Origin of the sequence: Yinghuangia sp. YIM S09857, assembly GCF_051388915.1 — a bacterium.
Classification (GTDB): Bacteria; Actinomycetota; Actinomycetes; order Streptomycetales; family Streptomycetaceae; genus Yinghuangia.
In genome coordinates this window covers 80,663-83,112 of the sequence record NZ_JBPKBH010000010.1, presented here as the reverse complement: position 1 = coordinate 83,112, position 2,450 = coordinate 80,663, and the positions used below count along the sequence as shown (strand labels likewise).

The window sequence follows — 2,450 nt, the reverse complement described above, 5'->3', positions numbered from 1 at the left end:
CCCCCCCCACCCCGCACCGCGCGGAGCACTCCGCGCACCGGTTGAGGAAACGTCTCAGCGCACTGCCATCATCGGGACCAGCACGTTGTCCACCAGCCGCGTGACCTCGTCGAGCGTGGGGGCCGTGTCGTTGGCCATGTAGAGCTGCCCGATGATCGCCGGCCCGGCGATCAGGCACTCGTACGCGTCCGCTCCCGGCCGCGCCTCGCCCCGCTCGATGGCGCCCCCGACTATCCCGCGCATGCGCTCGATGGCCGGGTCGGCGGCGCGCTCCTTCCAGAGGCGCTTCAGCTGGTCGCAGCCGCCCGCGGTCCCGCAGATCGCGCGGAGCGCGACGCCGAGCGGGCCGGAGCAGCCCACCGCGTACGACTGCATGACGGTGAGAAGGTCCTCGCGGAGGTCGCCGGCCAGCTCGTGGTTGTCCAGCACCGGCAGCGCGTCCGCGAGACAGTCCACGACCATCGACGGTTTGTCCGCCCAGCGGCGGTAGAGTGTCGATTTGCCGGTTCCCGCGCGGGCAGCGACACCCTCGAACGTCAAGGCGCTGTAGCCGCGCTCCCCCAGCTCCGCGACCACGGCGTCACTGATGGCACGCGCCAGCACCCGGCCGCGGCGACGCGGGAAACGGCGGTGGTCACAGCCGACTTCGGCGGCGACGTCGTGGATCGTGCCCGTCGGCACGTCCACGCGTACGCCGGCCTGTGCGGCCTGTACTTCGGTCATCCGTCTGCCCTCCGGAGCCCATCGTACAGAAAACGTTTGCGTTCTCTAAAGGACATGCTTAGTGTGTCCAAGGTACGGAACCGTCCTCTAATTCCGACACCCCCCGAACGACCGGATTCCTGTGAGGTAGCAGCATGTCAACGGCACCCCCAGAGGTGGCCGCCACCGCAGCGTCCCCCGCAGCGCCGGACCGGAAGGTACATCCGGGCCTGGCGCTGGCCGTCCTTGCGGGTGCGCAGCTCATGATCGTGCTCGACGCCACGATCGTGAACATCGCCCTCCCCGACATCCGCGAGGCGCTCGGCTTCTCCGAGGCCTCGCTGACGTGGGTGATGAACGCCTACACGCTCACCTTCGGCGGCCTGCTGCTGCTCGGCGGGCGACTCGGCGACCTGATCGGCCGCCGCAAGATCTTCATATACGGTCTGCTGGTCTTCACCCTGGCGAGCCTCCTCGGCGGCTTCGCGCAGAACGAGGCGACGCTGCTGGCCGCGCGCGCCCTCCAGGGCGTCGGCGGCGCGATGACCGCCCCCGCGGTGCTCTCGCTCGTCACCACGACGTTCAAGGAAGGCGCCGAACGCAACAAGGCGCTCGGCGTCTACGCGGCCGTGTCCGGCATGGGCGCCGCGGTCGGCCTGTTGGCCGGCGGCTTCCTGACCGAGTACGCCAACTGGCGCTGGGTCATGTTCGTCAACGTGCCGATCGGCGTGGCGCTGGCGCTGGCGATCCCGCGGGTGTTCCCGCCGGACGTCGCCGTCGACACCGGCCGCGGCCTCGGACGCTTCGACATCCCCGGCGCGGTCACCTCGACCGTGGGTGTGTCGGCCCTGGTGTACGGGTTCATCCGGGCGGCCGAGGAGAGCTGGACGGACGCGGTGACCATCACGGCCTTCGTGCTGGCCGCCGTGTTCATCGCGGCGTTCGTGGTCATCGAGCTGCGCACCCGCGAACCGCTGCTGCCGCTGCGGCTGTTCCTCAACAAGACGCGGTCCGGCGGCTACCTGGTCATGATGCTGGCCGGTGCGGGCATGATGAGCACCTTCTTCTTCCTGACGCTGTTCATGCAGCAGGACGAACTGCTCGACCTGTCGCCGGTGCTCGCGGGCACCGCGTACCTGCCGCTCACCGCCGGTGTCATCACGTCGGCGCAGATCACCTCGCGGCTCATCACCACCCGGGGTCCGCGCCCGTTCCTGATCATCGGACCGCTGATCGCGGGCATCGGCCTGCTGTGGCTGTCGTTCCTGGAGACGGACTCGACGTACTGGACCGGCATCCTGCCGGGCGTGCTCCTGATGGGCATGGGCATGGGCGCGGTGTTCGTGTCGATCATGACCACCGCCACCGCGGGCATCGCCCCCGAGGAGGCGGGCATCGGCTCCGCCGTCCTGAACGTGACGCAGCAGATCGGCGGCACGATCGGCCTCGCGGTCCTGGCGACCATCTCGACGTCGGCCCTCAAGGACGACTTCAAGGAGCAGGTCGCCAAGGCCGGCGAAGCCACCCCGGCGGTCCAGGCCCACGCGATGACGGCAGGCTGGACGGCGGCGATCCTCGCCGCGTCCATCATGCTCTTCGCCTCGTCCCTGATCGCCTTCGCCCTCGTACGCATCCGCCGCGAGGACGTGGTGGTCGACCCGAGCGCCGTCACGCACTGACCGCCTCGACGTGCAGCGGCACGGCAACGGACACCCCGAGGGGCCGGGCAGCGGACCACCGCCGCCCGG

The 2,450-nt window shown here is 70.2% G+C and carries 2 protein-coding genes; one reads left to right on the top strand and one right to left on the bottom strand.

The features are described from left to right. Window positions 1-54: 54 nt before the first annotated feature. Complete coding sequence (locus ACRX5S_RS22080; protein WP_436774757.1) at window positions 55-723, bottom strand: TetR/AcrR family transcriptional regulator; 669 nt, start codon at window positions 721-723, stop codon at window positions 55-57. 134 nt (window positions 724-857) lie between these two features. Between ACRX5S_RS22080 and ACRX5S_RS22075 the strand changes: the two genes are divergently transcribed. Next, window positions 858-2,381 carry an MFS transporter gene (locus ACRX5S_RS22075; RefSeq protein ID WP_436774756.1) on the top strand — a complete coding sequence of 508 codons (1,524 nt, stop codon included), beginning with the start codon at window positions 858-860 and terminating at the stop codon, window positions 2,379-2,381. The last annotated feature ends 69 nt before the right edge of the window (window positions 2,382-2,450 follow it).